This window comes from Thalassotalea sp. G20_0, from assembly GCF_017744175.1.
Classification (GTDB): Bacteria; Pseudomonadota; Gammaproteobacteria; order Pseudomonadales; family Endozoicomonadaceae; genus Endozoicomonas.
In genome coordinates this window covers 1-25363 of sequence record NZ_JAGHQV010000043.1, presented here as the reverse complement: position 1 = coordinate 25363, position 25363 = coordinate 1, and the positions used below count along the sequence as shown (strand labels likewise).

General features: G+C 47.0%; 26 protein-coding genes and 1 pseudogene. 12 read left to right on the top strand and 15 right to left on the bottom strand.

Features of this window, described 5'->3' with window-relative positions; all coding sequences use genetic code 11:
• Positions 1–174: 174 nt before the first annotated feature.
• Positions 175–2604 carry a YobI family P-loop NTPase gene (locus J7438_RS20020; protein ID WP_209277946.1) on the bottom strand — a complete coding sequence of 810 codons (2430 nt, stop codon included), beginning with the start codon at positions 2602–2604 and terminating at the stop codon, positions 175–177.
• Positions 2605–2858: 254 nt separating this feature from the next.
• Between J7438_RS20020 and J7438_RS20015 the strand changes: the two genes are divergently transcribed.
• From J7438_RS20015 to ilvN, 3 genes are all read left to right on the top strand, one after another.
• On the top strand, positions 2859–3824 hold the full coding sequence (locus J7438_RS20015) for a hypothetical protein (protein WP_209277945.1): 966 nt from the start codon (positions 2859–2861) through the stop codon (positions 3822–3824).
• Between the two features lie 526 nt (positions 3825–4350).
• Complete coding sequence (locus tag J7438_RS20010) at positions 4351–6081, top strand: acetolactate synthase 3 large subunit (RefSeq protein ID WP_209277944.1); 1731 nt, start codon at positions 4351–4353, stop codon at positions 6079–6081.
• Complete coding sequence (gene ilvN / locus J7438_RS20005) at positions 6081–6572, top strand: acetolactate synthase small subunit (RefSeq protein WP_209203615.1); 492 nt, start codon at positions 6081–6083, stop codon at positions 6570–6572. The genes J7438_RS20010 and ilvN overlap by 1 nt, the downstream gene beginning before the upstream one ends.
• 204 nt (positions 6573–6776) lie before the next feature.
• Here ilvN and J7438_RS20000 read toward each other — a convergent pair whose 3' ends face one another.
• From J7438_RS20000 to J7438_RS19985, 4 genes are all read right to left on the bottom strand, one after another.
• Positions 6777–8528 carry an ankyrin repeat domain-containing protein gene (locus J7438_RS20000; protein WP_209277943.1) on the bottom strand — a complete coding sequence of 584 codons (1752 nt, stop codon included), beginning with the start codon at positions 8526–8528 and terminating at the stop codon, positions 6777–6779.
• Positions 8529–8842: 314 nt separating this feature from the next.
• Entirely contained in the window at positions 8843–10870 is a 2028-nt protein-coding gene (locus J7438_RS19995) for a hypothetical protein (RefSeq protein ID WP_209277942.1), read from the bottom strand.
• 175 nt (positions 10871–11045) lie between these two features.
• On the bottom strand, positions 11046–13100 hold the full coding sequence (locus J7438_RS19990; RefSeq protein WP_209277941.1) for a hypothetical protein: 2055 nt from the start codon (positions 13098–13100) through the stop codon (positions 11046–11048).
• A 518-nt stretch (positions 13101–13618) separates the two neighbouring features.
• Entirely contained in the window at positions 13619–13777 is a 159-nt protein-coding gene (locus J7438_RS19985; protein WP_209203611.1) for a hypothetical protein, read from the bottom strand.
• Between the two features lie 132 nt (positions 13778–13909).
• On the opposite strand from J7438_RS19985, the gene J7438_RS19980 reads away from it, so the two are divergent.
• On the top strand, positions 13910–14794 hold the full coding sequence (locus J7438_RS19980; protein ID WP_209277940.1) for an MATH domain-containing protein: 885 nt from the start codon (positions 13910–13912) through the stop codon (positions 14792–14794).
• 148 nt (positions 14795–14942) lie between these two features.
• Entirely contained in the window at positions 14943–15218 is a 276-nt protein-coding gene (locus tag J7438_RS19975; RefSeq protein WP_209203609.1) for a hypothetical protein, read from the top strand.
• 46 nt (positions 15219–15264) lie between these two features.
• Here the strand turns inward: J7438_RS19975 and J7438_RS19970 are convergent, their stop codons facing one another.
• The 3 genes and pseudogenes from J7438_RS19970 to J7438_RS19965 all read right to left on the bottom strand — a co-directional run bounded on the left by J7438_RS19970 (position 15265) and on the right by J7438_RS19965 (position 16746).
• Entirely contained in the window at positions 15265–15903 is a 639-nt protein-coding gene (locus J7438_RS19970) for an Arm DNA-binding domain-containing protein (protein WP_209277939.1), read from the bottom strand.
• A 44-nt stretch (positions 15904–15947) separates the two neighbouring features.
• A pseudogene (locus tag J7438_RS28695) lies at positions 15948–16061 on the bottom strand (hypothetical protein); the annotation flags it as partial.
• 76 nt (positions 16062–16137) lie between these two features.
• Positions 16138–16746, bottom strand: coding sequence for a Rha family transcriptional regulator (locus J7438_RS19965; RefSeq protein ID WP_353620168.1), 609 nt, complete (start codon positions 16744–16746; stop codon positions 16138–16140).
• Between J7438_RS19965 and J7438_RS19960 the strand changes: the two genes are divergently transcribed.
• Together J7438_RS19960 and J7438_RS19955 are read left to right on the top strand one after the other, a co-directional pair.
• Positions 16732–16986: a type II toxin-antitoxin system HicA family toxin gene (locus J7438_RS19960; RefSeq protein WP_209203606.1), complete on the top strand. Its 255-nt coding sequence runs from the start codon at positions 16732–16734 to the stop codon at positions 16984–16986. The two genes, J7438_RS19965 and J7438_RS19960, sit on opposite strands and share 15 nt — an antisense overlap.
• Positions 16983–17315, top strand: coding sequence for a type II toxin-antitoxin system HicB family antitoxin (locus J7438_RS19955; RefSeq protein ID WP_209203605.1), 333 nt, complete (start codon positions 16983–16985; stop codon positions 17313–17315). The genes J7438_RS19960 and J7438_RS19955 overlap by 4 nt, the downstream gene beginning before the upstream one ends.
• Here the strand turns inward: J7438_RS19955 and J7438_RS19950 are convergent.
• The 3 genes from J7438_RS19950 to ilvY all read right to left on the bottom strand — a co-directional run bounded on the left by J7438_RS19950 (position 17312) and on the right by ilvY (position 19054).
• The gene (locus J7438_RS19950) at positions 17312–17542 is read right to left on the bottom strand and encodes a hypothetical protein (RefSeq protein ID WP_209277938.1); all 231 of its coding nucleotides are present in this window, start codon (positions 17540–17542) and stop codon (positions 17312–17314) included. The genes J7438_RS19955 and J7438_RS19950 overlap by 4 nt on opposite strands.
• Before the next feature lie 149 nt (positions 17543–17691).
• The gene (locus J7438_RS19945) at positions 17692–17952 is read right to left on the bottom strand and encodes a DUF2303 family protein (protein WP_209277937.1); all 261 of its coding nucleotides are present in this window, start codon (positions 17950–17952) and stop codon (positions 17692–17694) included.
• A gap of 211 nt (positions 17953–18163) precedes the next feature.
• Positions 18164–19054 carry an HTH-type transcriptional activator IlvY gene (gene ilvY / locus J7438_RS19940; RefSeq protein WP_286196744.1) on the bottom strand — a complete coding sequence of 297 codons (891 nt, stop codon included), beginning with the start codon at positions 19052–19054 and terminating at the stop codon, positions 18164–18166.
• Between the two features lie 188 nt (positions 19055–19242).
• Here ilvY and ilvC point away from each other — a divergent pair, with 188 nt between their 5' ends.
• A complete protein-coding gene (ilvC, locus tag J7438_RS19935) occupies positions 19243–20259 on the top strand; it encodes a ketol-acid reductoisomerase (protein WP_209203601.1) in 1017 nt (338 codons plus the stop codon).
• Between the two features lie 101 nt (positions 20260–20360).
• Here the strand turns inward: ilvC and J7438_RS19930 are convergent, their stop codons facing one another.
• From J7438_RS19930 to J7438_RS27910, 4 genes are all read right to left on the bottom strand, one after another.
• Entirely contained in the window at positions 20361–21014 is a 654-nt protein-coding gene (locus tag J7438_RS19930) for a DUF2959 domain-containing protein (protein WP_209277936.1), read from the bottom strand.
• Positions 21011–21211, bottom strand: coding sequence for a YqaE/Pmp3 family membrane protein (locus J7438_RS19925; RefSeq protein ID WP_101749129.1), 201 nt, complete (start codon positions 21209–21211; stop codon positions 21011–21013). The genes J7438_RS19930 and J7438_RS19925 overlap by 4 nt, the downstream gene beginning before the upstream one ends.
• Positions 21212–21288: 77 nt before the next feature.
• Positions 21289–21456, bottom strand: a complete 168-nt coding sequence (locus J7438_RS27915; protein WP_286196743.1) for a hypothetical protein — start codon at positions 21454–21456, stop codon at positions 21289–21291.
• Positions 21457–21553: 97 nt separating this feature from the next.
• Positions 21554–21676 (bottom strand): hypothetical protein, encoded by a 123-nt coding sequence (locus J7438_RS27910; protein ID WP_286196742.1) that lies wholly within the window; start codon positions 21674–21676, stop codon positions 21554–21556.
• A gap of 109 nt (positions 21677–21785) precedes the next feature.
• Between J7438_RS27910 and J7438_RS19915 the strand changes: the two genes are divergently transcribed.
• The 4 genes from J7438_RS19915 (at position 21786) to msrQ (ending at position 24725) form a co-directional block, all read left to right on the top strand.
• Positions 21786–21995 (top strand): hypothetical protein, encoded by a 210-nt coding sequence (locus J7438_RS19915; protein ID WP_209277934.1) that lies wholly within the window; start codon positions 21786–21788, stop codon positions 21993–21995.
• An 82-nt stretch (positions 21996–22077) separates the two neighbouring features.
• Positions 22078–22911, top strand: a complete 834-nt coding sequence (gene pssA / locus J7438_RS19910; RefSeq protein ID WP_209203597.1) for a CDP-diacylglycerol--serine O-phosphatidyltransferase — start codon at positions 22078–22080, stop codon at positions 22909–22911.
• A gap of 168 nt (positions 22912–23079) precedes the next feature.
• Complete coding sequence (gene msrP, locus J7438_RS19905; protein ID WP_209277933.1) at positions 23080–24117, top strand: protein-methionine-sulfoxide reductase catalytic subunit MsrP; 1038 nt, start codon at positions 23080–23082, stop codon at positions 24115–24117.
• Between the two features lie 20 nt (positions 24118–24137).
• A complete protein-coding gene (msrQ, locus tag J7438_RS19900; protein WP_209277932.1) occupies positions 24138–24725 on the top strand; it encodes a protein-methionine-sulfoxide reductase heme-binding subunit MsrQ in 588 nt (195 codons plus the stop codon).
• Positions 24726–25363: the final 638 nt, after the last annotated feature.

Genomic DNA, 25363 nt, shown 5'->3' with positions numbered 1-25363 from the left:
AAAAGGTCATTAAAGCATTACATAGACCAATATTTTCACCGGTAGTTTCTTCTTGTTGATGTAAATTCAGGAAGATAAGGTAATTCATCTAAATTTCAGGTTACATATACATTATCTTATATATATGCCCAAATTTTTTTATCTTTTTCTCAAAACTGCCTCTACAGGATATTCTCACTTAAACGCGTTTATTAATTCAATATTCTCCCGGGTATCGGATAGTGAGAAGTGGTTATTTTCTTTCGTAAGTTGACCGGTACCATCAATATCCAACTGTGAAAGCAGTGTTAACACCTCTTGCCGGGATAGGTATTTTACCTGCTGGGAGAGTAGACGAATCTTTTCCGGCAGTGTTCTGGCGGTTGCCATAAGCATTTCAAGTCGGCCGAACCTGATTGTCATTGTAAAGCTTTCGGCAGGCTGTGAGGTTATGGGGGCAAGCATTGCAGCCAATATACGGCTATCAATTTCATTTTCATTGTTTAACAGGTTGCAGAGCCATAACTTATCATCAATATTGATTTCGCTGCCGGATAATAATTTTACAATGGTATTAACCGTTAATTGAGCGGTACTCACGGCATTGGTTTTATATTCGTTCCAGAAACGTAGCAGGTAGTAATAGGTGGTGTCTGCCTTAAACTGGTTTTCACTTTTTGCCAGCCACTCAAGGCTTTTCAATGAGAACCGACACTTGGGGTGCTGAATAATGATCTCAATCCGGCTTGGGGATAAATATGTGAGGTTCAGTTGCTCAAGGTAAAAGTCAGTAAATGCAGAGAGTAGCTGGTTTAACGTTGCATCATGGATTTCGTTGCTGTCTGGTAAACTGTATTCATTCGCCTCAAGCTCCCGGTGTTGCCAGACTTCCGGAGCTTCGCTTACTTGCCAATGTGTGGCCACTTGAAAGTCATTGGGCAGGTAGCCGTTGAGATACTTTCCGCTGTCCTGGTTACTGCTTTTCCGGCTGAAATTACTCGCCTGATGCTCAAGAGATTGTGGTAGGGGCGTGGCCGGTTGCCATGAAGCTATGGGATATCCATTGAAAGGAGTATCTGGATAGAAATAAAACAGGTAGTCCCGGTAATCTTCAGCAAAATAACCATTCATAAGTAAGTAAAGTAAAGGGCCGAAGCGCTCTTCAGTCAGCGCTCTTAACACTGAATCCGCCATGAAACCCTGCCGCAGCGTTTCGGCCACTGTTTTACCGGGTAGTTTATTGTCATGGAAAACCGTCCAAAAGAGCCCCATATCATCGGTTAATTCTGCATGCTCTTTGGGATAAAGGTTCTTAATGACGACCATGGCAAACAGCTTGTTGTTATTCGGCGCTTTATAATCCGTGGATAACTGATCAAGGTAAATATGAAACTCATTAACGATATTGGTCATCAGTTTCATGTCGTCAATGGCGCTTGCCACATTGTAAATTAATGCTTTATCCATCTCACGGCTATTGATGGTTTTCAGCTGCTTATACAGTTCCGGTCCGGTATTTTCAGCATTGGGAGCGGGAATAATGGGAACAACCAGGTCAAAAAACCGGGTACGTTCGCTAGCCGTCAGTATTTCATCCGCCAGGAGATAGATAAAATAGACGGGTTGTTTAATATGGCCTGAGCCATTCAGGTAGCCATTGACACAATACAGTGTTTCCAATGCTGTCTGCTGGGAAGGGCTTGTCAGGTTCTCGACAATGACCACATCATACCTGCCGTGGTTAAAAGCATGATTGATTTGATGGAGATAATGACTGACATCTGATCTGTCTGCACGGTTCTCCAGCCGGGTTCGCCTCTTTCTCTGGCCTGTTTTCAATAACCCCGTGAATAGATACAGTACGATCAGTGTTGCCACCAGGAACAAGGAGAGTTCAGCCAATAAGGGGGCATACTTTTTGGCAAAGGCCAGCATCGGGTCGGGTAAATACAGATGGAGTGCTTTGACCGTTGTACTTTGATCAATGCCCAGACTACCGCTGAGATAGCCCAGTGTTGCAATAGAATAGCTGGTCAATAAGGCCAGAAGCGCGCCAATGACTTTTCTCCAGCCTTTGGGTTTATGCTGTAGCGCCTTGATGTCATCGGGTAACTTGCCTGTGATGCTGCACAGAAGTTGCTCTAATAATCCTTTCTCATTTTCATTGCTATCTGGAGTAATGGGGGGAATGATTTCGGATAGCGGTGGCAAAAAAAAACGGGTGTACTTGAATTGTGGGTTACGCTCTGTGAATGCATGAATAAACGCGCTTTTGCCGACACCAATGGCTCCGGAGATGGCAATATTTCGGGTTTCAGGCTGCTCTTCTACATCGAGGGCAGCCAGTAGCTCCCTTTCATACTTCTCGAATTGCTCATATGGCATCGTCGCTGAGTTCAAAGGCCTGATAAGTGACTGCCCATCACGACGTTTCAGATATCTGGAAAATGTCCCTCCTGATATCTTGCGAGCGGTGGCCGATCTGCCATGCCCGGGATAGTGCTGCGAGTACTTTTCCCGGGCTGCTTGCCAGCCTGCCCTGGCTGCTCTCCAGCCAGCCATGATTGCTTTAAGGTATCTGGTTTTACGGCGAATCCATCCTGACCGTTGAATATGAGCCATCATTTCCCTGTAGCCTTTTCCATGACCAATGTTCGTGAGCCAACACATTGACTGTTTAAAATCGGCAGGATTTGGCAGTGGGTGAGCAGATACATTGGCCTGTTTTGATTGACCAACCTGTGAAGTGCATGGCAAATCGTTGTGATGCACCTATACACTACCGGTATCGGCAGTTCTCTTCTCTAGGGACAGGAACGTTCGTCAAAAATGGTGGTCTGAGTCATTAATTCCCATGCAACCCAGGGACTTTAACGACTATGAATCGCGCTGATCTGACCGGGCCTTTTGCACCAAACGTTGGTTTTCCTGTTAATGACGGTCATTCTCCCCCTGTTTCCCCAGCCACCGTCGGACCAAGAGCTGTCTATCAACTGCCAGTTGCGGCATTACAGCCTCAATTACGTGAGCAACATCACGTCAGAGACACGGTTCCGACAACAGGTAATTCATGGTCCGGGGGAGCTACATTGCCTGCACACATAAAACTCAGCAATGAAATAAGCCAACGGGTCAAACAGCAATTATCAGACGATAAGAAGTGTACGGTCTACTATGTCAACAAAAGCGCGGCTGATGGTGTCAAACACGTCCAGTTCACTGAATACGGGAAAGGCCTAATGCGTCAGAGCGGGTTTTCTGATGAAGAGTTGTCCAGTGCTATGAAGATGTGCAGTGTGATTGATGCCTCGGATACCTGTAGCGAAAGGCACGACTGTGGTCAATCCAAAAGGCAGATTCATTTTGTCGAAAATCCAAAAGTGAATGAGTGGATAATTAACCATATCAGGTCGTCCATTGAAGAGTCTGATATCTCGTCCAGCGACGAATCTGATTCTGATGATCTCGACAAGATACTCCAGTATTCAGACGGCAACCGCTGTTATCCTTTGCATATTTTTGGTGCCATGATTCCGCAAACCCTGGTGGATGCCAGGTATGTTATGATATCCAACGAAGGCGTGTCGAAAGATGAGCCACCTGCCTTTAGTGTCAATGTCCAGAAATATATATCCGACACGATAGCTAACCATCACATTGATACCCTCAGAGAGTTATCTGATATCGTAGAATGCAGCAGCGACAACAACGAAAAATTATCAAAGTTACGTGATTTTCTGAAGCCTTACCGGTCAGGAAATCCTCATGACTCAGAAATGGAGTTTAAACCACCCGACTGCATGGATGCAGAAGCTATTGCCCATAAAGACAGCACAGAGCCATGAAAAACAGTCGTTGCTTCACGTTACTGGTCCCTGATCATTATTGTTGCATTAGCTATTCATCGTCTTTCTGTCTTCGAAAAAGATTCGTATTCACCGAAGCAAAATCGGTATTTGTGTTGACGGATGGCTGTGGAAAGTCAAAAATGGCACCTCCTGAAGCCGCCCAAGAAGCTGCGTTGGGAATTATGCGACAATTTGATGCCGTTTATCTGCGGCTCAGATAAGAGTGTTCCGTAGGGCCTGTTGACGTTTCGTTGCGTGCTGAGATCATTTGTTGGTGCACTGCTCCTACCCGCACAGGAATGTAGCATTTCTGCAAGCCAGAATTGTGAGTCTCATGCAGCCCGGAGCTGCACTTGTTGGTGAAGGATGATCGTTAAGAGACGCCTTTTCGTGTTCGCCAATTTCTAACACGCTCTGTTTCAGGGACTGTTGACATTGAGTCGGGATATTCAGCTGCAGAAGATGTTAATAGCAATTCGGGGCGATATAAAAATTAATTCCAAATAAAGCCGAGGGTTAGCAAGTGGAGCTATTATCCGGCGCGGACATGGTGGTCCGATCACTGGCAGATGAGGGAGTCGAGTATATATACGGGTACCCGGGGGGGGCTCTGCTGCACGTCTATGACGCCATTTTCCGGCAGAAGGCCATTACCCATATCCTGGTACGTCATGAACAGGCTGCCACCCATATGGCAGACGGTTACGCAAGAGCAACCGGCAAGCCGGGTGTGGCCCTGGTAACCTCTGGTCCGGGGGCAACGAATACCATTACCGGTATTGCCACTGCCTACATGGACTCCATCCCCATGGTGGTGCTTTCCGGTCAGGTGCCGTCTGCCTTTATAGGCAGTGATATGTTTCAGGAAGTGGATATGGTGGGTATTTCCAGACCCATCGTAAAACACAGCTTCCTGGTCAAACGGGCTGAAGATATTCCAGAGGTCATCAAGAAAGCTTTCCATCTTGCGCAGACCGGTCGCCCGGGGCCTGTTGTGGTTGATATCCCCAAGGATATTACCGACCTGAGCAAAAAGTACGAATACCATTACCCCCAGAAGGTACGGCTGCGTTCCTATAACCCACCGGTTAAAGGTCACAATGGCCAGATTCGCAAAGCGGTTGAACTGCTGGCAGAGGCTAAAAAACCCATTATCTATGCCGGTGGTGGTGTTGTTTTGGGCAAGGCCTCTGAACAACTGACAGCACTGGCGAAAATATTGAATGTACCGGTGACTAATACTCTGATGGGCCTGGGTGCGTACCCCGGTTCTGACCATCAGTTTGTGGGTATGCTCGGTATGCATGGCAGTTACTGCGCGAACCAGGCGATGCACAATGCGGACCTGATTCTGGCCGTGGGCGTCCGTTTTGATGACCGGGTCACCAATAACACATCAAAGTTCTGCCCGGATGCAAAGATCATTCATATTGATATTGATCCGGCCAGTATCTCCAAGAATGTACCGGCGGATGTGCCGATTGTCGGGCCAGTGGATGCCGTTCTGGATACCATGATCCGCCAGATAAAAGAGACCGATACCCGTATTGGTCAGGAAGCGCTCGATAGCTGGTGGCACCAGATCAATGAGTGGCGTGAAGGTCGTGGCGGCCTGTTCCCTTACGACAAGGGCGACGGCACCATTCTCAAGCCACAGCAGGTTATTGAAACACTGTATGACGTGACCCGGGGTGAAGACACCTTCATCACTTCCGATGTCGGCCAGCACCAGATGTTTGCTGCCCAGTATTATCCATTTGATAAGCCAAACCGCTGGATTAACTCCGGCGGCCTGGGAACCATGGGCTTTGGTCTGCCTGCCGCGATGGGGATAAAACTGTCATTTCCGGACAGCCATGTGGCCTGTGTCACCGGTGAGGGCAGTATTCAGATGAATATTCAGGAGCTCTCTACCTGTCTGCAATATGATTTGAACGTCAAAATCATCAACCTGAATAATCAGGCACTGGGCATGGTACGACAGTGGCAGGATATGCAGTATGACAGTCGTTATTCCCATTCTTACATGGAATCACTGCCAGACTTTGTCAAACTGGCGGAGTCTTACGGGCATGTGGGCATGAGAATTACCGACCCGGCCAGGCTGACGTCGGCTATGGAGGAAGCGTTCTCGCTGAAAGACCGACTGGTCTTTATGGATATCCAGGTGGATACCAGTGAGCATGTTTACCCCATGCAGATCAAGGACGGCAATATGGCCGATATGTGGCTCAGCAAAACGGAGAGGACCTGATGAAACGGATTATCTCTGTCCTGGTTGAGAACGAACCCGGTGCACTGTCGCGTATTGTCGGGCTTTTCTCCCAGCGTAATTACAACATTGAGACATTGAATGTTGCACCAACGGAGGACAAGACACTGTCCCGCCTGACGCTGACCACGGTGGGTAATCCCCAGGTCGTTGAGCAGATTACCAAACAGCTGAATAAGCTGGTGGATGTGGTAAAACTGGTGGATCTGACCGAAGGTGCCCATATTGAGCGGGAGATGATGCTGATCAAGGTGCGTGCCGGTGGGCCACTGCGTGCTGAGGTGAAGCGTACAGCGGATATCTTCCGTGGTCAGATCGTTGATGTGACCAGCTCTGTCTACACCATCCAGCTGACCGGAACCGGTGAAAAGCTGGATGCCTTTATTGAAGCCATTGGTCAGGCACAGGTGCTGGAAGTTGTGCGAAGTGGGGTGACCGGGATTTCCCGTGGGGAAAAAGTGTTATCTCTTTAAGCGCTGCCTGTTAATCTTTTACCCCGGAGTCGGGCTTCGGGGTAAATTATTCAAAGCCCCTTGATGGGGGAGTTTTTGGCTTAACCGGGTTTCAGTTATTTGGAAGATTTCTTTCTAATACTTCCAGAATCATGTTGTTGTCAGGATGCCATGCCTTTTATTCCTCTTGCTGCTGCTTATTTTGCCCCCGATTGAATAACAACATCAAAGGTTCTCAGATAGATTTACTGATGGCAACTGAACCTTCAGAAGTTTGACGATGTCTGTGTAGGTTTTGATTTTTGCTTGTTTGGCCATATAGAGTGTGTTGGAGAATGTCAGACTACTAAAGAAGTGATCTACCCCTACGGACTCTTCAGCTATCATCAGAACAGATTCTGCAAGTTCAAGGGGGGTCTTTCCGTACTGGGTTCTGTCGTTGATGGAGGCACCTTGGTCAATCAGGTGCTGAACTGCATGTAACTGACCTTCAATGGCCGCATAATGGAGGGGAGTCATCATGCCAACATCCTTTGCCATCCAATCCGGTGCGGCATCCACTGTGCTGCTGGTAGCATTGACGAGAGCACCATGGCCAATCAGTTGATCAATAACCTTTGACTTACCAGATTGAGCCGCAAGATGCAGAGGTGTCTGTCCCCGGCTATTTTTGGCATCGACGTCAACCTTACCGTCAACCAGTACCTCAATGGCGTCCTTTGCGTAGCGGCTGAAGACTGCACAGTGCAGGGGCGTCTTTCCAGAATGGTCACGGGCATTAACATCGGCACCACGGGTTATCATGGCCTGGATTTTTTCTTTTTGTCCCTCTTTAATCACCTCGTAAAAGGCTGATTTACGAGAGCCTGGATAATGAAGTGTATTAATGTCAGCACCCGGAGTTCTGGTTAGCAATCGGTCGAATAAATCCCATTCATTGATTTTAATCAGTTCAGCGAGTAAACCGGCACGCATATCGTCACAAGATGCCTCAGAGCGGCACAGGGCACTGGCTAACGACCTGATTATGGGTACAGTCAGTTTGTTTTCTCTGTTTATCCAGCTCCATAGCGTCTCGCCACGGTTAATAAGTACATTGGTGGCTGCGCCAGCGATCAGCAAAAGATCAACGGTCTTTGCCTGACCGGTCTCAATAGCAATGTGAAGCGGTGTTTTTTCGAACTGTTTCAGGTGGTCTTCCATTTCACCGTATCTTACTGTGGATTGGTCGGTTCTATTCCACATTCTTACTATGCTACTAAGGAAATGGCATATTCTAATTTCAAGCGCACACAATTTAGGCAACCATGAGGCTTGGGCATTGATATTAGCGCCCCTTTCAAGCAATAGCCGAATGGTATTATGTTGCCCATGTTCTACCGCAAAATGGAGGGGGGTCTTGCTACCGGCATTGATATCAGCGCCTTTGTTAAGCAAAATCTCGATGACTTTGAGGTAACCTTTTGCAGCTGCAAAGTGAAGTGGGCGTCTTTCATCAGGGGTGAGGCTATTAATGTCAGCGCCACTGTCAATAAGGGCTATTATGGCCTCTGGATGACTATTTAACATCGCAAGGTGGAGGGGGGTATCACCAAGCTTGCCTTTAGTGAGGGCATTGACGTCGGCACCGTGTTTAACAAGACACTTGATTGTCGCTACATCACCTTTGCCAGCCGCGCAGTGCAGGGCAGTTATCCCGCCTTTGGTGATGGCGCTGGCATGTGCACCCTGTTTTAGCAAACCTTCGACAATATCAGACTGACCTCTGGCTGCTGCCACGTGGAGTGGCGTCTTCTCAGTGTACAAACAAAGGGCAATTTTACGTTTACAGATTGGACAACCGAAATCGGCATGCTTTAAATCTTTAAGCCAATTATCAATGCACCACTTGTGATAGATATGGGTACAGGGAAACGTTGCAGCAATGCGACTGTTACCCTGGTTTTCAAGGCAGATAGCACATTTTTCAGTTTCCACATCATCTGTTTGACGGACCAACGGGGCTGAAGCTGTTATCGGGTTACTATGACCGACATTGAGCGGGCTCAGGGGGGGACTCATTACTATTATCACTACGTTACAGATTTTTGGAAATAACTCATCTTTCAAGCTGTTTGATTGGTTTGACTGACCAATAAGCTATTAGTTCATTTCCTCTGTAGAAAAAAAGTGGGGGCTGTTTTGCTTACCAAAAGCATTGCCTGTTAATTTTTAGTCATATACCCCGCAGCTTGATGCGGGGAAGTTCATTCAAAACCCTTTGATCTGGTTATTTTTGGCTTAGCCGGATGTCAGTCACTGGGAAGATTGCTTTCTAATACTTCCAGCATCATGTTGTTGTCAGGATGCAATGCCTTTTGTTGTAATTCCCTGGCCAGTTCATAAAAACTTTCTCCTGGTGTAGTCGCTCGTGACATATAATCGACCAGTATCTCATTGGATTTATCACAGACGTACTGGCAAAACTCAGGTAATCTGCCTTCGTCTAATAACCGCATAAAGTAACTTTTCCGATCATCAGCTGAGAGTTCGGTATACTCATTGATTTTTGAGGTATCCGTACCATTAAAAAAATGTGGAATCAGTGTTGCGATTAGCCCATGATAGTTTAGGATACCGTCGGTGATTGCCTCACATATTTTATGGATTTCTAAATGGGCATTCTCAGGATTACTCCATAGCTTGTAGTTATGTCTGTCACATAACTTAATTTGCTCTTTGCTCATTGTTATCAGGGCTGATTTGACCTCCTGAATACGGAATGAGTCCAAATCAAATGCATCATTTGCTACCTGCCAGCCACCTAAGAATTCCGGATTGCCTATTGTTGTCATTTCATGACCACCAATTTCCGCCAGATAGGGTTTATTTAAGCACTGAGCAATATTAGCGGTGCTGGCTCCCGGTGCATAAATGGGGATATTGGAAAAATAACAAACCAACTCAAACAATCGTTTCGGTAAAAAATCAAATTCAAATACGGTGACATTATCTTTAAGTGATTTCTCAGTAGTAAAGTCTAAGGAGTAATTAATTGAAAACTGTATATTACCAGTATCACTTAGCTCTTTTCGTCCTTTTTCAGATAGGCGCTTTTTCTCATTGCGTGGTGCAATAATGATGATAGGCTTATCTCTAAAACACGATTTAGCTGCATTTGTGTAATTGTAATACATGGGTTTTGACATCCCGGAAGCATGATAAGCAAGGGCTAAATATATTTTTTTTTCTTTGGCCGATTGGAATAATTTGGTAAAAAATTGAACTAATTTTTCAGCATCATAACCATGTGTAGCTGAATTTTGTAAACTGTCAGCTATTTCCCTTCTCATTAACTCTGGTGTTGAGGTATTTTTACTTGCCTCGTACGGATAAATCGGTAGATGATTTTCTTGATTTTTTGGTAGGTTTTTCCTTACACTCCCAGGGAACCATCTATAGTTAGTTATTTGAATTGATGGATGGTTTTGTGATATTTCAAAAAATGAGTCCCTGACGGTGTAAATTTGCAGCGTGTCTTTCGATAAAAAAAGGTTTGGTATTCTATCTTGTATTACGTATGGAATACCAAATATCTTATCGTAGCACATTTTTGGTAATGATAACCTGTGATCTCCATGATTGATAAATTCATCAATGTCACGGTCAGGTAAGCCAGAAAGAAGATTTGGTAGTTTGTTGCTCAGAGTGTCTTTACAGCCAGAAAAGCGAATTAGACTTAAAGTGCCAGGAGAGAGTCTGACAAAATTCCTCAAGAATTCTATATAGAGGTTTAAATTTCCATAACCCCTATTGTACGACTTATTTTCTACAAGAAAAACGATTTCTTTAACTTTTGCAGCTTTAGTTTGTAAAACGGTAATTCTATTTATAGATGATGCTTGAATCGGCATCTGCTTGAAAAAATCCTGAAGAAAAGATAGCCATTGCTTGTCCTTTGTTATCGGGCAGACAACGTGTTGAAGAGCAGTTCTTTTGATGAAAGGCGGCTCTTTACTTTTTTTTGCATTTTCTGGAAGTGCCTCTGTTGTGAAATTTCCATAAGCTGCCCTTTTTCGATCATACCATGTAAATCCTTCATGAGTTGAAACAGAATGATGCTCTAGTTTGGACAGGAATTCAGCAGATAATTTTTCTGGAGTATTTTCCGATTTGTTTGCCTGGTTTATGATAAAAGTTGTAAAAATATTATTCTGAAAGGGCTTGCTTAAATTATGGTCATCTTTTTCTTGTTCAATTATTTCTTTTTGTTTTAGCAATTCATTGGGCGGTTCATTGGTAAGATGAGGCTGAGCTGTAATATTATTGTTAATCATCATGATATATCTCCTGACCAAATTTTTCGTTCATTAGCTGAGATCGTGTTAATACTTGGGTTTCACGGTTGTTGGGTTAATAATGTTAAGTAGTAAACAATTTGCTTTTTCATAAATTACTAACAAGTCAGTTATTTACAATAACACCTTGAAGGGCTATTTTTGACTTAGCCGAATGTCAGTTATTCGGAAGGTGTCTTTCCAATACTTCCAGCATCATGTTGTTGTCAGGATGCAATGCCTTTTGTTGTAATTCCCTGGCCAGTTCATAAAAGTCATCTCCTGGCGTAGTCGTTCGTGACATATAATCGAGCAATATCTCATTGAATGTGTCACAGACGAATTGGCAAAACTCGGGTAATCTACCTTCGTCTAATAATCGCGTAAAGTAACTTTGCCGATCATCAGCTGAGATTATGGTACATTTATAAATTTTTGAGGTGTCCGTTCCATTAAAAAAATGTGGCATTAACGTCGCGATCAGCCCATGACCTGTCAAGATATGGCTGGTGATTGTCTGGTATATCTTTTCAAGTTCTAAATGGGCATTCTCAGGCTTATGCCAAGAATCAAAGTTTTTTCTGCTACTTAACTTAATTTGCTCTTTGCTCATTATTAACAGAGCCGATTTAACCTCCTGCATTCTGAATGAATCAAAATACAATGCAACATTTGCTAAATACCAGCGGCTCAAGAGTTCCGGGTTACCTGTTTCTGGAATTTCATGACCCGAAAGTCCCAGGTAGGGTTTATTTAAGCACTGTGCAATATTAGCGGTGCTGGCTCCCGGTGCATAAATGGGGATGTTGGAAAAATAACAAACCAACTCAAATAATCGCTTCGGTAAAAAGCCGAATTCAAATACGGTAACATTATCTTTAATTGATTTCTCAGTGGTAAAGTTTAAGGAGTAATTAGTTGAAAACTGTATCTTACCGGTATCACTGAGTTCTTTTTGTTTTTTTTCAGACAGGTATTTTTTCTCGTTGTGTGGTGCAATAATAATGATAGGTTTGTCACTGAAACACGCCTTGGCAGTGTTTGTGTAGTTGTAATACGTATATTTTGACATCCCGGCATAATGATAAGAAAGGGCTAAATATATCTTTTTTTCCTTGGCTGATTGAAATAGGTTGGTAAAAAATTGAGCTAATGTTTCGGTATCATTATCAGTACCAAGTGTTGCTGGATTCATTGTTTGTAAAATGTTAGCGATCTCCTTTTTCATTAACTCTGGTGTTGACGTATTTTTACTGACTTCGTATGGATAAACAGGCAGATGATTTTCCTCATTTTGCAGGAGGTCAACCTCTACACACCTAGGGAACCATCGATAATTAGTTATTTGAAATAACGGGGCTTTTGGTGTTGTTCTAAAAGCGTCCCAAACTGTGTAAATTTGCAGTGTGTTTTTTGATAAAAAGTCGGTTGGTATTCTACGTTGTACTATGAATGGAATACCAAAGATCTCATTGGGTCTTATCTTCGGCGAGGAGGATCTGTGACTCCCGTGAATGATCGAATCATCAATATCACGGTCAGGTAAGCCAGAAATAAGATTTGGTAATTTAGTGCTGAGAGTGTGTTCACAGCCAGAAAAGCGAATTTGACGTAAAGTGCCAGGAGAAAGTCTGACAAAATTCCTTAAAAATTCTATATACAGGTTTAAATTACCATAGCCATGATTATATGAACGATTTTCTACCAGGAAAACGATTTCTTCAACTTTTCCAGCTTTAGTTTGTAAAGAGGTGATTCTATTCATGGATGAGGCCTGAATCGGTGCCTTTTTGAAAAAATTCTCTAGAAAAGATATCCATTGTTTGTCCTTTGGTATCAAGCAATCAACTTGCTGAAGTGTACTACTTTCAATAATTGAAGACTTTTTACGATTTTTTGCTTTTGCCGAGACTCCCCAACATGCTGAACTTTCATAAGCGGTTTTTTTTCGATCATGCCACTTCATTCCTTTATTGGTTGGAGCAGAACAATGCTCTGGTTCAGACAGGTTGCCAGGTGATAATTTTTCCAGCGTATTTTCTGGTTTATTTAGCTGATTTATGGCAGACGTTACAAAAATATCATTTTCAAAGATTTTTTTTGTATTGTGGTTTTCCGGGCTGACATGGTCATCAGCAATATTCCGGGTATCTTTTTCTCGTTCAATTATTTCTTCTTGTTTTATCCGTTCATTGGTGAATTGAGGTTGAAATGTAGAATTATTACTAATCATGAATGTATCTCCAAAGCAATTTTTCGTTACTGGCTGAAAAAGCGTTAATACGTGTATTTTGCTGCTTTTGTGTTGATGATTATTTAACGGTATAGCATTAAGAAGATCTTGAAATGGTTATAACTGCATAACTGAATGTCCCAATAGGTACTACGAGAATTTATACTATAGGAGGTTAAGAATTATTCCACTGCAAGGATTGAAAAGAGATATGTGTGCTCAATCATCGGGCTATGCCAGGATGTTGAATAGACACTTGATCTACCTCAGATAAGATCTAGACTGCTCATGTTGTAAGTCAACGGGTGATATTGAAAACAGTCGTCAAATATTCCAGGGTAGTTAAAGAGGAAATCATAATGACACCGATTTCAGCCCGGGCTTCAATTGCCACTGCTAATATCAGTGATCCTGCCGATGTTCCGGAAAAATCCCCAACGGCCACTTTTTCTCATCGAAATGTTCGTTTTACAATGGATCTTCCCTCGAAAAAAATACAGTGCAGCGGTGAAAACCATTTAATAACATCGATAGCGCAGTGTCTGGGAGAAGGGCATCTTTTGTGCCGGGATTGTCAGTTGACCTCCAGCCCCGGAACCCTGGCTGAAATGCCCAAATGTCCACTTGACGGCTCCGATGTCGTGGATGATATTGCCGAAACCCGCAGTTTCGGGCACACAGAGATACCTTGCCCTTCTGCTACCACATTTGAACCTCGCCATGAACCGGCCTGTACCTGGAAAGGCGCTTACCGTGAGGTCAAATCTCACCTGGATGAATGTAATGGAATTCCCGACAGCACCAAATTAATGATGCAGGGTCAGCAGCTAAAAGAGCTGCAAGCACAACTCATGAATTCAGAGAAGAAACAAAGTGCGAGGATACAATCTCTGAATCAGAAATATGAAGCGCTGGATCAAGGAACGCTTCGGCTATTGAAACGAGATGCAGAGAACCTGCTGCCATTATTGACCAGAGCCGTTCTCTGCTTAGGCAATGCGAATCGGAGCATCGACAGATTACGAACGCGGCTTGATCGACTGGAAGAACGCACTGGTAACATGGAGCGGCAATTCAATAGTTTTGTTTTCCGAAGTGTCCGGCAATCAGCTGCCGAGAGTTTAGCCGCCGAGCAAAGATACCTGATTAACCTGCAGCGATATTACGTAACGGTTGGAAGTTTGTCTCCCATGGAGTCGTCTGACAATACAGGTAGATGTGTTGACGTTTTTTTATGGCGAATAGATGGGGTCCAGTCATGGCTGGCAGATGCCGCAACAAAGAAAGATCAGAGTCATTATTGTCCGGCAGTCTATACAACAGACCGCTACTGTGTGTCCGGACAACTTTCTTCTTATGAACAAGCCAGTGCAAAAGGTTTTCTTGGGGTCTATATCGCTGTGTGGAAAGGTCAATACGATGAGCAGATTCACTGGCCAATGAATAAGGTGATCACGGTGTCTCTGGTTAATCAAAATGACCCAGCCAAACGTGCAGGGGGAATGTTTGCCTCCGAGGAGAAGCCGAGCTTCCAAAAACCGCAAAAGCGGGTAAATAGCGGATGGGGCTTTTCTAAATTCCTGGCGCTGAATGATCTGAGCAATCCTGAAATTGTGCAAAATGACTCCCTGCTTATAACGATTAAACTGGAGGATCCCCCACCCGGCTCTGGTGTATCGGAACGGCATCATTAAGGATAGAAGTAGCAATCAAATATGGCTTCACAAATGGATATGTTGCTTATGCGAAATGAGTTCGCATAAGCACATTGTCGGGTGTCCCTGTGCTATCTCTCAAAGTCTGCTATGTTCATGGCTCGTTCAATAAAAACAGGTAGTACCTATGTCACTGGAAGCCAAGGTAAACGCTCTCGACTATGCGTTCCAGGAAAACAACAAAATCCTTGAAGCGACTCATGGAGTTGTATCCCTGATCCTTAATGAACAACGTGAGAAGTTCAAAAAGGTTGATGCGTTTATTGCAGAACAAAAAGCATTCAATAAAGAGGTTAATGCGTTTATTGCAGAACAAAAAGCATTCAACAAAGCGGTTGACCAGCGTTTCGACAAAACCGAAGAGTTGCTTATTCAAATCGTCAACCACCTTGCCAGCAAGTAACACGCCACCTAACGAATAAGGATAGATTGCGCCGTTGAAGCAGAGGTCATTGTGAATTACCTTTCTTTCGCTGTTGATCTTCCGGTTGTGCATACAACCCAACCGCACGGTTACCACACTCCGGATCCGCATCCGGCATCCACTTGCCGTAACGCCTGGCAATCATGGTCCAGTCGGCATGCCCCATCTGTTTAGCTACCCACATCGGGTGTTCACCGGACGACAGCATCATGGAAGCATAGGTATGCCGTGTCTGGTACGGGTTGCGGTACAGGACACCGGCCTTTTTCAGTGCCGGTGTCCACAGGGTTTTGCGAATGGGCTGGTCACCGGTCCACGGTTCATTGGTGCGTGGATTGTGGAAAACGTGCTCCCCTGCCAGGAATGTCCAGGTCTTCTTGTCGTTCAGCCAGTTGCTCAGGTAACCACGAATGGCAAAGGCGTCCCCCGGCATCCTGGCGAACTCTTTCGCCCTGGGGGATTCGGGGAAGGTCACCGCATAATCGAAGGTGCCTTTATCAATGGCGTCCATGATCGCTGCCCGGTGCCTTGCCGCCCGCTTCATATTAGCGGGGGTGGGCTTGAGCCGAAGCCTTTCCCGGCATCGCTTTCCCTTATAGGGGAAACTGATCTCGATGGTGCTGTTGCTGACGGCCCTGACGCCTGTTGTCCCCTCTCTACCCATTGTTCATAATCCCTGATGCTGACGACGACCCTGTTGCCGGAGACGTGGATATATTCCCTCCCTTCGGTCCAGATTTTTTTACTGATGCGTTTGTAAACCCAGCTGGGCTTCCAGCCGGTGAGTTCACAGAACTTCTCAATCCGTATGTAATTCACCATGACATCCCTCCCCCAGATAATTGGCGCGACGGGTAACGTCGCTGGCTCTGTCTCTGCTTCTTCTTCTGCCTCGTGGCTATGGCTTTGGGCCGAGCTCGTCGATTTGTTGTTGAAACCAGGCGTGAGAGCCGCGCCCCACCTCCCTGTCCGCTTCGTTGCAGGGCACCAGCTTGTAACCGGGCAGCATGTCGGCCACCAGGTCTTTGATGTTTTCGCTGGTGGCCAGGGCCACGTTGTAGGGCAGTGCCAGTGGTGGCATGAGTTTGCCGTTCTCGACAATCAGCAGGTAACGCTGGGCAAGGGTTTCCCTGGGTTCCGGTTTGGGTTCGGGTGGTATTGGCTGGTGGCTGGTTTGCCTGTCGGCCAGGGCGCGGTCAAACATATCGGTGGACAGCGCGGCGGTGTTGTCGGGCTTCGGTGTGGCCGGTGGGGTGTGCAGGTCGGCTTCCATCTGGTTGAAGCAGTTGATGTTCGCCTCTTTGAATTTGGCGGCCTGTTTGCAGCCCATGACCAGGAACATGAAGCCGTCTTTGGTCATTTCGTAGAAGGGTAATTTACGGCCAGTGCTTTTTCTGGATAGTGGCAAACGGACGCGGGTGTCAATGGCATTGTGTAACTCCTGGTTAAAAGGCTTCTGGCAGTGATAGCAAAAAGTGCTATCATTAAATCCATGAACCGAAAACACGCAAAAACCCTTGAGGCGATCTTTGCCGAACCGGTGAATGGCAACCTGGAGTGGCGCAAGGTAGAAGCGCTGCTGGTGGCCCTTGGGGCAGAACGCACGGAGCCGGGCGGCTCGGCGGTCAGCTTTGTGCTGAACGGTGTGCGGGCAGACTTCCACCGCCCACACCCGGACAAGGCTTCACTGAGATACCGGATAAAAGACGCCCGGCGCTTTCTCGAAAACGCAGGAGTGAAACCATGAATAAAATGAAATACCGGGGCTATCTGGCCCGTGTGGAATACGACGATGAAGACCGGATTTTTGTCGGGCACCTTGCCGGAATTCAAGACATTGTCGGCTTTCATGGTACCACGGTGGATGAACTGGAACAGGCTTTCCATGAGTCTGTGGATAACTACCTCGCCATCAGCGAAACCACCGGCAGGCCTGCCCAGAAGCCCTGCTCCGGAAAACTGATGCTGCGGGTTCCACCGGAGCTGCACGCCGCTGTGATCATGGCGGCTGAAGCCAATGGCCAGAGCATTAACCAGTGGGCGACGGAGGTATTGGGCAGAGAGGCGCATGGTTAGTTTCTCTTCCGTTGTGGCAAATCGGCGGGTAATCGAAACGCCAGTTCCCTGGCACCGGCAATCAGGAAACGATTCAAACGGCTGACGCATTCCGTTTCCTGTGACTCTGTCGCCTGTAAAAGGTTGATCAGGTGGCGGCGCAGGTCTTCGCTGTTTTCCAAATCAGCAAAGACGTCATTAATGGAGTAATCCACACCGCGCACCGTGACCGGTTCATCATTGATCAAACAACAGGGTCAGGCGATCGGTTTCGGCAAAGCGCTGTTGCAGGCGCTTTTCGTGGTCAATGGCTTTGGGTCGAAAGGGCAATACGTTGCTCATGGTCTGACCTCGTTGTTGTGATAGTGGCTGGTGGCCTGTGGTTATCGGTGGCTGTTTATCGTGGCAACTCTGCTTCCAGTAGCTGGAGCTCTGGCAATGCCTCGGCGATCTCCTGACAGACGCCTTTAAAGTCATCTTCAATGACCTGCTCCGGTTCAATCAGCTGGTACCAGATGGTGAGCTGACCTTCATGGATGCGATAACGCAGGCGGGCTTTCAGCTCGTACTTATCACCGTTATGGAAGGGAGCAACGCCGATGGTGAATTCCTCCGGCACCTCCACGGAGCTTTTCTTTTCGTTCAACAACAGCGTCAAGGGAACCAGTGCGCCTTACGCAAAGGCTACAGTTACTCAGCCTGTTCATAATGTTCATCAAACGTCGACGGTCTGCATGGCAGAACTCTTCCGTCTACAACCAGAATCCAGTCACCCTTGCAGAAAGCAACATCCCCTATTTTTGGATTTTCCAAATACAGCCGTTCTACCTCTGTAAAAAGACAACTCATTCAGTGACGTGCAACCCCGGTTACTCGGACAGCTGCTGCCAGAATGCGGCAATCAGTGGATTCTTTAACTTCTTTTCCAGTACACACAGCCCCACTTGATAAGGCTTAAGTTCCGGACTGACGGTTAACACCTGAACCTTTTCAGCCAGCGGGCTGTTATTCAAGACAATCTCAGGGACCACTCCAACACCAAAACCAAGGCTGACCATACTGACAATGGCCTCATTGCCAGCCACCTGGGCATAGATTTGTGGGTGCCTGCCATTAGCCTGAAACCAGGCATCCAGTCTTTGCCTTGCTATTCCTTTCTCCTGCAGAATCATGGGAATGCCTTCAAAGTCATTAACCAGCAGGGATTTGGCGTTAAGGGTTTCTGCCAGCAGGGATTCAGCAGGGGCAATAAACCGTAGCGGTGAAACGGCTATTTGCTGAAATGCCAGTCCGGCAGGAAGGTTGTCAGGCCTGGCGGCAATGGCCAGGTCTTCCTGTTCGGTTAATACCCGTTGAATCGCTGGCTCAGGATCACCGGTATGCAGTTTGATTTCAATGCCCGGGTATCTTGGTCGAAACTGGCTGAGTATCTCATAGAGAAAGCTATAACTGGCGGTGACTGAGCAATACATGCTCAATGAGCCATGAAGTTCCCCGGCACCAGCCACCAGTTCATGATGAATTATGTCCCATTGCGAGAGCGCTTCACGGGCATAAGCCTGGAATCGTTTGCCTTTTGGTGTGAGCGAGACACTTCGATTATTTCTTTCAAACAGTGTTACCCCCAGCTGATCTTCCAGCTGCTTGATGTTGCGACTAAGGGTTGACGGGCTGACATGGCAAATAAGGCTGGCCCTGTTGAAATGCAGGGATTCTGCCAGTGCGAGGAACTGTTTCAGAGGGCGAAGGTCTATAGCCATAAATAAATCAAGATTATTTCATGTTTTGCAAGCTTAAGTTGCAAATATATCACTAAATGCAACTATACGCAGAATCACCTATCGGTTATGGTGTACTCCACGTTGGAAGAGCGGCGACTGTGCGAAGCCGCTGTGTAAATAACAAGCCTAAATCCACCGGACCGGTGTTTTCTTTCAGGAGCTATTCGATGAAAGTTTATTACGATAAAGACTGTGACCTCTCCATTATCCGTGGCAAAAAAGTCTCTATCATTGGCTATGGCTCTCAGGGGCATGCCCACGCTAATAACCTGAAAGACTCTGGTGTTGAAGTAACGGTTGGCCTGCGTAAGGGCTCCTCTTCCTGGGCCAAGGCGGAAGCAGCCGGTCTTTTGGTGGCAGAAGTACCCCAGGCTGTTGCCCAGGCTGATGTGGTTATGATTCTGACACCGGACGAGTTCCAGTCCCAGCTTTACAGGGAGGTGATTGAACCGAACCTGAAGCAGGGAGCGACCCTGGCTTTTGCCCATGGTTTTGCCATCCACTACAACCAGGTAGTACCTCGTGCTGATCTTGATGTCATCATGATTGCCCCCAAGGCACCGGGCCATACTGTGCGCTCAGAGTTTGTTAAAGGCGGCGGCATCCCAGACCTGATTGCTATTTTCCAGGACGCTTCCGGCCAGGCCAAAAACGTTGCGCTCTCCTACGCGTCTGGTGTCGGCGGTGGTCGTACCGGCATTATCGAAACGACGTTTAAAGACGAAACGGAAACCGACCTTTTTGGTGAACAGGCCGTGCTTTGTGGTGGTGCTGTTGAGCTGGTCAAGGCCGGTTTTGAAACCCTGACGGAAGCGGGCTATGCACCGGAAATGGCTTACTTTGAGTGTCTCCACGAACTCAAGCTGATTGTTGATCTGATGTACGAAGGTGGTATCGCCAATATGAACTACTCCATCTCCAACAATGCGGAGTACGGTGAGTATGTGACTGGCCCACGGGTTATCAACGACGAGTCCCGCAAGGCAATGCGTGAAGCGCTGAAAGATATTCAGAACGGTGAGTATGCCAAGAAGTTTATCTCTGAAGGTGCTCTGAATTATCCATCCATGACCGCCTATCGTCGCAATAATGCGGCCCACCCGATTGAGAAAGTGGGTGCTCAGCTGCGTGAAATGATGCCTTGGATCACTGCTAACAAGCTGGTTGATAAAGAGAAAAACTAAGAATGGGTATTTAGAGTTGCCACTCGAAAAAACAGGGTATTTTGCCAGAAATATCCTGTTTTTCTGTGAGTACCACATTCTTGAATATAAAGAGCCGAAAATCAGGGCTGCTTGAGCGCTTGAATAAACTGCCGTGACTGGTCAATGGAAACCTGCATATCACTGATCAGGCGATCAATATCTGCCTTGATGGTGTTGAACTCTCCTTTCAATGCGCTAATAGCCCGGGCGTTCAGGTTATGCTTCAGATAAAGCACCTGATCCTGAAAGGCATCCAGTACCGGCTGCATCCGTTGTTCAGATTTTTCCAGGCTGACCATCATACGCTGATACTGACGTCGGGTGTCTTTCAGCTTCTGGGCACTGGCTCTGCGCAGACTATCGCTCTTGTAGAGATTGAGTTCGTCTTCCCATTCGTCAAACAGCGCATCAGACACATTCTGGACACTGGCAATGCGGTCTCTTACTCGCTCAGCAGCGGTCAGGCTGTCCTGGTATTCTGAGTTCAGGTCATTGTAGGCGGCTTCCAGGTCGCCACCCTCAAAGTTGATAACACTCTGGAACTGCTCCAGTGCACTTTGGAATTGCACCTGTGCCTGCTCCTGTGCAGTTTGGGTATCTTCAATGCGATCCACCATAATATCGCGCTTATGGATGCCTACTTTTTCCATGGCGCTGTAATAAGTGCTCTGGCAACCGGCCAGCAGGAGCGTCGCTACGAACAGGGTGGCTGTCTTCAGTGTTGCAGTTTTCATCGGTGATTCTTCTCAATGGCGTCGATCAGTTCTTTGTTGCGTTTGTCGGCCAAATGGCTATTCACCACGAACAACGCATGGATAACACCCGGCAGCCAGGCACATAAGGTAAGGATGATGTTCAAGATCACTTGAAATGGCTTACCACAAAGTAGCACAGCCAGCGGCGGTAAAATAATGGCCAGAAAATAGCGCATAACCTGTCAACCTGTTCACTAATTAACTATTGCCCGATTTTGTATCACAATGCTTTTTCGGCATAAACCGGCCATTTTCAGCATTTCACAACCTGTGGTGTTTTGGCAAACACTGTGCTCAATAACCCGTTATGGTTGGGAGCATAGCAATGCTGGGTATCCTTGGGGGAATGGGGCCGCTGGCTACCGTGGATTTTATGCAGAAAGTGATCGCCCTGAGTCTGGCGAACAGCGATCAGGAGCATTTGCCGATGCTGGTACACAACGTACCGCAAATACCTGATCGCAGTGCCTGCATTTTGCATGGGTGGTCAGTGCCTGGTTTCGGAGGATCTCGCCCAGCTACAGGCGATGACTGCGATTTACAACATTAAAGTCGGTCGCCCGGAACAAGGCTCTCGGAGTATGCAGATGGTATTTGATGGCCTGCTGGCTTTCGATATCGAAGCGTTGCTGCAACGCCATTCCTCAGTCTCCCCTTTGGCACCACTGAAATGCGCACGGCCAACCACTTTTTCGCCTGACTGGAAAGTCCGGGCCGATTCCGCTGCTGGGCTACAGTTCCGGGGCTTTTATGGGGCGTCAGGTGAGCGGCCTGCTGAGAAAAATCGACAACCTGCCCCGTTTTCAGCTGGTGGACTTTGTCGGTCTGGATCAGCGGGAGAAGTATTGGGGCGCTATTGAAATCAAGCTTTACCGAAATGATGTTCGTCTGCACGCCGGCGCTGAGCGGTTTTGGTCTGCACTTGGTAAACGATGTCAGCAGGGGTGGTCACTGACCTAATGTTTGATCTGACGGTGTCCCTCAAAAAGCGTATTCGTGATACAGTCTCACGCTGATTCTGTAATGATGAGCAGATGCACTAATGACTGAGAAAATGGAAAAGCCGGAGAGTAATAAAGATGCCGTCGACGGTTTTTTTCCTGTAGACGAGCACGAAGAAGAGGTGATTGAAGAAGGGCAGGCGATCCGTCGCAAAGGGATCTACCTGTTACCCAATCTTTTCACCACCGGCAACCTGTTTTGTGGTTTTTACGCCGTTATCGCTGCGCAGGCGGGTCATTTTTCCCTGGCCTGTATTGCCGTATTTGTCGCCATGATTCTGGATGGTCTGGATGGTCGTGTCGCCAGGATGACCAACACCATGAGCAAGTTTGGTGAGCAGTATGACAGCCTGGCGGATATGGTCACCTTTGGTGTTGCCCCGGCCATGGTGGTCTTCAGCTGGGCGCTGCAGGATCTTGGCAAGTTTGGCTGGATGATTGCGTTTGTCTATGCAGCTTGCGCAGCCCTGCGGCTGGCCCGGTTTAATGCCCAGATTGAAGTCACCGACAGTCGCTACTTTACCGGCCTGGCCAGTCCGGCGGCGGCGGCGGTAGTGATTGGTATGGTATGGGCATTAAGTGACTTTGGTTTCGATGGTGAGTCCACCCTGGTAGCCTTACTTGGCGCGCTGATTACCGGGGGGGCTGGTGTCCTTATGGTCAGCAATATTCGCTATCAGAGTTTTAAGAAGATTGATCTGAGAGGTCGGGTACACTTTGTGTTTCTGCTGGCGATGGTTCTGGCCTTTGCCGTGGTGTTTATGGACCCGCCCCGAACACTGCTGATGATCTTTCTCGCTTATGCCTGCTCTGGCCCGATTACCGCGATCTGGCGGCTTGGTGAAAACAAGAGTGATCACGAAGAAACGGTTTAGTTTCTCTTTGCTTCTTGATAAAGCCGGCATTGCTGGCTTTTTTATACCTGCGAGAGAGGGAGGCTTGAGCTTGGCAATATCCCTTGGCATTATGTGGAAATGCGGCCTTTCATGTGATCGCCTCGCCAGAATGACCGTAACAAAAGCAGTGTTTGGTAAGGAGATATCATGCTACTGAAAATAAAAAAACGCTCAGATATCGGCAGTAGTGAAATTACACCCGAGCATATCTATCATGACCGACGACGTTTTATGCAGCAGTCCGGGCGTTTTGCTCTGGCCGGGTTGGGGTTGATGTTGGCAGGATGCTCGCAGGAAGGTGAAGCCAAAGCCATCAGTAAAAAAACACAAGACGATGTTCTTCCTTTTCAGCCGGGTCCCGAATGGCTAAAAAAGCAGGTTATTGCATTTAACCCTAACGTTTACACGACGACTGAAGCACTTACACCACATCAAGTGGTTACTACCTACAATAACTTTTACGAGTTTGGCACAGGGAAAGGTGATCCGGTCAGAAACGCTCATTCTCTGAAAACAGATCCATGGTCAGTGGTGGTGGAAGGTGAGGTTGCAAAGCCTGGTCGATACCATCTGGAAGATATTCTCAAGCCTCATGCGATGGAAGAGCGCATCTATCGGCTGCGATGTGTTGAAGCCTGGTCCATGGTGATCCCCTGGATTGGTATCCCCCTGGCCAATATCCTTAAGCAGTTTGAGCCGACGTCCAAGGCCCGTTTTGTCGAGTTCACCACGCTGCATGATCCTGAGCAGATGCCGGGGCAGAAGGCATCCTTTGGCTCCCTGGACTGGCCTTATGTTGAAGGGCTGAGAATCGATGAAGCCATGAACCCGCTGACCCTGATGGCGACCGGGCTATACGGCGATATCTTGCCCAATCAGAATGGTGCGCCGTTCCGGCTGGTGGTACCCTGGAAGTATGGTTTCAAAAGCATCAAATCCATAGTGAAAATTCGTCTGACCGAACAGCAGCCGAAAACCACCTGGGAAACCTCAGCACCTCAGGAGTACGGGTTCTATGCCAATGTAAACCCTGCGGTTGATCACCCTCGCTGGAGTCAGAAACATGAACGACGGTTGCCAAGCACACTGCTGGCACCGAACCGGATTGAGACTCAGCCTTTTAATGGCTATGGCGAAGAAGTTGCTGACTTATACAAGGGCATGGATTTAACACGCTTTTACTGAGTTGTATAAAGGACAGGGCTATGGATCGGGTTGCCAACATCAAGCTTGCTGTATTTCCTCTCAGCCTTTTTCCATTAGCCGATCTGATCATAAAGGCTCTGGAAAACAATCTGGGGCCAGACCCTGCCAGCGCTCTCACCCACGGGCTGGGAGAGTGGGCATTAATATTTTTGCTCTTATCGCTGGCTATCTCACCAGTACGACGGCTGACGGGTATAGGAAAACTGATCCGGTTCCGGCGGATGCTGGGTTTATTCGCCTTATTTTATGCAGTTTTGCATCTATTGGCTTACCTGGCTTTTATGCTGTCCTGGGAATGGCAGACACTGTTAGAAGACCTTTATAAGCGTTCTTATATTATTGTCGGTGCTTTTTCACTATCGATTCTGGTTGCGCTGGGTGTGACTTCAACAAAAAAAATGATGAAGCGGCTGGGTAGGCAGTGGAGCCAATTACATCGACTGGTCTACGTTGCTGCTGTTCTTGCGGTTATTCATTTTCTCTGGCTGGTTAAAAGTGACTATACGGAACCTGTCATTTATGGCGCTTTACTGGCGATCCTGTTGCTGCTGAGGACCCGGGTGTTTTCTCTTGGCAGAAAGCGGTAGCTATATTTCCAGATACTGGTCTGCTGCATCGGGAGACTGAAACATAAAGCTGATGTCGTATACGTGCTAACCGAGGGTTGGCACAGTCATTCAATTGCGTATAATGCGCCCCACTTCCACGGACTGACCCAAACGGTCACCCACGGATCAGCAGAATGAATCATCATCGCTGACCGGGAAGTACGGTTTGAAGATGGGTTGAATGAAAAACAACCGGTTGACAAATCAAACTGGCGCGGTAAGTTGCGCCTCCGCTGACAGGGCTTGAGAGCAACGTTAGCGAGTTGGAAAGCTTCTTTCTTCTTCTGAAAAACGAATGCTTGACAACGAAAGCCGCCACGGTAAGATAGGCGGCCTTGCTTTCGGTGGTCGGTTGGCGGTTGCCAGTGACCAGTTATCCAGAGCAAACGTTCTTTAACAAGATATCAGACAATTCGTGTGGGCGCTTGTGCGATTGCATCGGTAACAAAGCTTCGGCTTTGAACACTTTAAGATGCTTAATTGATCAAGTGAACATACCTGTAAATTCATGTACGTTTAATTGTGACATTGAGCCGTTAGCCTTCGGGTTAACACAACGATTTAAACTGAAGAGTTTGATCATGGCTCAGATTGAACGCTGGCGGCAGGCCTAACAC

Coding starts and splice junctions, on each gene's coding strand:
- J7438_RS20020 (WP_209277946.1), bottom strand. CDS start 2,604: ATGATGGCTCATATTCAACGGTCAGGATGGATTCGCCGTAAAACCAGA.
- J7438_RS20015 (WP_209277945.1), top strand. CDS start 2,859: ATGAATCGCGCTGATCTGACCGGGCCTTTTGCACCAAACGTTGGTTTT.
- ilvN (WP_209203615.1), top strand. CDS start 6,081: ATGAAACGGATTATCTCTGTCCTGGTTGAGAACGAACCCGGTGCACTG.
- J7438_RS19995 (WP_209277942.1), bottom strand. CDS start 10,870: ATGATGATTAACAATAATATTACAGCTCAGCCTCATCTTACCAATGAA.
- J7438_RS19990 (WP_209277941.1), bottom strand. CDS start 13,100: ATGATTAGTAATAATTCTACATTTCAACCTCAATTCACCAATGAACGG.
- J7438_RS19980 (WP_209277940.1), top strand. CDS start 13,910: ATGATGCAGGGTCAGCAGCTAAAAGAGCTGCAAGCACAACTCATGAAT.
- J7438_RS19975 (WP_209203609.1), top strand. CDS start 14,943: ATGTCACTGGAAGCCAAGGTAAACGCTCTCGACTATGCGTTCCAGGAA.
- J7438_RS19970 (WP_209277939.1), bottom strand. CDS start 15,903: ATGGGTAGAGAGGGGACAACAGGCGTCAGGGCCGTCAGCAACAGCACC.
- J7438_RS19960 (WP_209203606.1), top strand. CDS start 16,732: ATGAACCGAAAACACGCAAAAACCCTTGAGGCGATCTTTGCCGAACCG.
- J7438_RS19955 (WP_209203605.1), top strand. CDS start 16,983: ATGAATAAAATGAAATACCGGGGCTATCTGGCCCGTGTGGAATACGAC.
- ilvY (WP_286196744.1), bottom strand. CDS start 19,054: ATGGCTATAGACCTTCGCCCTCTGAAACAGTTCCTCGCACTGGCAGAA.
- ilvC (WP_209203601.1), top strand. CDS start 19,243: ATGAAAGTTTATTACGATAAAGACTGTGACCTCTCCATTATCCGTGGC.
- J7438_RS19930 (WP_209277936.1), bottom strand. CDS start 21,014: ATGAAAACTGCAACACTGAAGACAGCCACCCTGTTCGTAGCGACGCTC.
- J7438_RS19925 (WP_101749129.1), bottom strand. CDS start 21,211: ATGCGCTATTTTCTGGCCATTATTTTACCGCCGCTGGCTGTGCTACTT.
- J7438_RS27915 (WP_286196743.1), bottom strand. CDS start 21,456: ATGCTCCTGATCGCTGTTCGCCAGACTCAGGGCGATCACTTTCTGCAT.
- J7438_RS27910 (WP_286196742.1), bottom strand. CDS start 21,676: ATGGCGTTGCAGCAACGCTTCGATATCGAAAGCCAGCAGGCCATCAAA.
- J7438_RS19915 (WP_209277934.1), top strand. CDS start 21,786: ATGGGGCGTCAGGTGAGCGGCCTGCTGAGAAAAATCGACAACCTGCCC.
- pssA (WP_209203597.1), top strand. CDS start 22,078: ATGACTGAGAAAATGGAAAAGCCGGAGAGTAATAAAGATGCCGTCGAC.
- msrP (WP_209277933.1), top strand. CDS start 23,080: ATGCTACTGAAAATAAAAAAACGCTCAGATATCGGCAGTAGTGAAATT.
- msrQ (WP_209277932.1), top strand. CDS start 24,138: ATGGATCGGGTTGCCAACATCAAGCTTGCTGTATTTCCTCTCAGCCTT.